The organism is Haloparvum sedimenti, assembly GCF_001462205.1.
GTDB classification, from domain to species: Archaea; Halobacteriota; Halobacteria; order Halobacteriales; family Haloferacaceae; genus Haloparvum; species Haloparvum sedimenti.
The window spans coordinates 1-1,417 of record NZ_LKIR01000108.1; the positions used below are offsets into that span (position 1 = coordinate 1).

A 1,417-nucleotide genomic window follows, 5' to 3' on the forward strand; every position below is an offset into this window, starting at 1 on the left:
TTGCGACCGCGTTCCCAGCCAGTAGATGAAACCGAGGGGGACGGCGACGAGGAGTGCCATCCACAGGAGACCGAACAGCATCATCCCCCAGCCCCAGCTACCCCATCCGGCCATGTGGCCGTCGTTCCACATCCCGTCGTGCCAGCCCCACATCATTGCATCTGGGACAGTCGCGTGTGTTAGCGCCATTCCGGCGACGACGGCCAGAGCCAGCGCTCCGACGACGATGAGTCCCAGAGAACGAATCCCGCGTGCTTGAATTGGATTTTGCATTGTTGTACTCCCAAAGGTCTCGGCGTGGTTAGCCGAGGATGTATTCGAGGGCGGGGTAGCGCTCGACGAGCGTCTCGCCGCCGACGTCGTAGTTCTCGATGTACTGGTCGAGGCCCAGGATGCGGCCCGCGGCGAACGCGGCGACCGCGAGGAACACGAGCATGTACGCGAAGTCCCCGTTGATGAACCCGTGGCCCATGTCCCAGTTCCCGAAGTAGAACATGAGCATCATGAGCGCGCCGAAGAACGCCGCGAGGCGGACGAACGCGCCAACGAGCAGGCCGAGGCCGATGAACAGCTCGCCCCACGGGACGGCGACGTTCGCGAACTCGACGAACCACGGCGTGCTACCCATCCACGCGAACATGCCCGCGAGCGGGTTGCCGTTCGTCGCCGCGACGTTCGACAGGTAGCCGCCGGCGGCGAACTCGCCGGTGATCTTCGTGAACCCGGAGTACGCGAACGCGTAGCCCATCATGAGGCGGAGCGCGAGTACGAACCACGCGCTGAGGCTGTGGACTTTCCCGCCGACGGTCAGGCCGCCGACTCTGCTCTCGAGCTGGTTCATGCCGGAGTCGAGTGTGGACATAATTATTGCACCTTCAACTATCAGTAGGCGGAGTAAGACGATATAATAGCGAGCCGGCGTTCTGAGTCAGAAAACCGGGGGGCTATATTACGCTCCTGTCGCGAGTACGGACGTGTGACTGAGGAGGCCGACCCGTCGGACATCTTCGCCACGCTTGACGACGAGTATGCCCGGGACATCCTCGTGGCGACGAAGACCGACCGACTGTCCGCGAAAGAACTCAGCGAGGAATGCGACATGTCACGGCCGACCGTCTCACGCCGTGTCACGCGCCTCGTCGAGCAGGGCCTCCTCGAGGAGTACACGCACGTTGACCCCGACGGACGGCACTACAGTGAGTACGAGGCGCGCCTCGAACGCGTCGAAGTCCTCCTGCAGGCCAAGGGCTTCGATGTCCAGATCGATGTCCGGCCGGACCCCGCCGACCGGATTACGACCATCTTCGAGGAGATGCGGGGAGACTGACTCATGGAACACACGTTATTCGTCATCGGCAAGCTGTTCACGACCGCGCTGGCGCTGGTAATCGCGTACCAAGCCTATCGTGGGTACCAG

Annotated in this window: 2 protein-coding genes; one reads left to right on the top strand and one right to left on the bottom strand. The window is 62.7% G+C overall.

Features of this window, described 5'->3' with window-relative positions; all coding sequences use genetic code 11:
* Positions 1–301: 301 nt before the first annotated feature.
* Positions 302–862, bottom strand: a complete 561-nt coding sequence (locus AN233_RS06290; protein ID WP_058365957.1) for a DoxX family protein — start codon at positions 860–862, stop codon at positions 302–304.
* Between the two features lie 114 nt (positions 863–976).
* Here AN233_RS06290 and AN233_RS06295 point away from each other — a divergent pair, with 114 nt between their 5' ends.
* A complete protein-coding gene (locus AN233_RS06295) occupies positions 977–1,327 on the top strand; it encodes an ArsR/SmtB family transcription factor (RefSeq protein WP_058365958.1) in 351 nt (116 codons plus the stop codon).
* Positions 1,328–1,417 lie beyond the last annotated feature (90 nt).

Bases quoted from the DNA above. Each gene is read 5' to 3' on its own strand.
- AN233_RS06290 (WP_058365957.1), bottom strand. From the start codon at position 862: ATGTCCACACTCGACTCCGGCATGAACCAGCTCGAGAGCAGAGTCGGC.